General features: G+C 63.9%; 2 protein-coding genes. Both read right to left on the reverse strand.

The genetic code is table 11. The annotated features are described in order from the left end of the window. On the reverse strand, positions 1-758 hold a 758-nt coding region (locus AC1Q6X_RS27755), incomplete at its 3' end, for an aldehyde dehydrogenase family protein (RefSeq protein ID WP_492498993.1). Positions 759-772: 14 nt separating this feature from the next. Next, positions 773-1,423 (reverse strand): 5-deoxy-glucuronate isomerase (gene iolB, locus AC1Q6X_RS27760; protein ID WP_492498994.1); only part of this gene is annotated, 651 nt, incomplete at its 5' end.

The raw sequence follows: 1,423 nt of genomic DNA on the forward strand, positions 1-1,423 counted from the left end.
TTCGCGCCGCCCAGGGCCTGGACGCGCTTGCCCTGGGCGCAGCCCGTCGCATAGATATATTCGGCGATCGGCGTGGAACCGACGAAGCTGACGGCGCGCACGTCCGGGTGGTGCAGCAAGCCGTCGACGGCTTCTTTATCTCCCTGCAGCACGTTGAAGACGCCGTCGGGCAAACCGGCGTCCGTCAGCAGCTGCGCCAGCAGCAGGCTGGCCGACGGGTCGCGCTCGGACGGTTTTAATACGAAGCTATTGCCGCAGGCAATGGCCATCGGGAACATCCACATCGGCACCATCACGGGAAAGTTGAACGGCGTGATGCCGACGCACACCCCGAGCGCCTGGCGGATCGACCAGGCGTCGATGCCGCCGGCCACCTGTTCCGAATACTCTCCCTTCATCATCTGCGGGATGCCGCAGGCAAACTCCACCACTTCGATGCCGCGCGTGACTTCCCCTTTCGCATCCGTGAAGACTTTGCCGTGTTCACGCGTGATCAGCTCGGCCAGCTTGTCGGCGTTTTGCTCCAGCAATTCCTTGAATTTGAACATGACGCGGGCGCGGCGCAGGGGCGACGTTTGCGACCAGGCGGGAAACGCTGCATGGGCGGCAGCCACGGCCGCGTTCAGTTCGGCAGGCGTGGCCAGCGCCACCTTGGCCGTCACGGCGCCCGTGGCGGGGTTGAAGACGTCGCTCGTGCGCTCGGTGCGCGAAGCCATCGGGTTGCCACCAATAAAGTGGCCGATCATCGGGGTCGTCATTGTCTTGTCCTTGGTTATTTCGTCATCAGCCAGTCATGGGCCGGGTCGTTTTTAAAGTGCCAGACCCGCTTGGGGCCTGCCATCACGTTCAGGTAATAGCCATCATAGCCATACGGCACGGTCACGGGGTGGTAGCCACGGGGCACCATCACCACGTCGTGGTTTTCCACGGCCATGGCTTCGTCGATGGAGCGGTCATCCGTGTAGACGCGCTGGTAGGCAAAGCCCTGTTCGGGATTGAGCCGGTGGTAATAGGTTTCTTCCAGAGAACTTTCGGTTGGAATATTGTCGCTGTCGTGTTTATGGGGCGGATAGCTGGACGAATGGCCGGACGGCGTGACGACTTCCACCACCAGCAAGCCGTCCGCGGCTTCCGTCTGCGGCAGGATGTCGCACACGTAGCGGGTATTCGCGCCCTTGCCGCGCACGGAGCGCGTCATGCTGGAAGGTTCGATCAGGCGCGCCGGGCGGTGCGTCGCGGCCGGGGCGCTGCACAGGGCGACCTCGGCAGCGCTCACGGCCGTGATACGCACCGTGGTTTCCAGCGGCACATACACGGCGTAGGGCGAGACGTCCTCGAAGACGCTGGCGCGCTTGCCGATGCCTTCCCATATCTGCCCGCCCGCCTGCACCGTGACCGTGCCCGTCAGCACGACGAGGCACAG

The sequence above is a fragment of the Janthinobacterium sp. GW823-FHT06H09 genome, assembly GCF_058794735.1.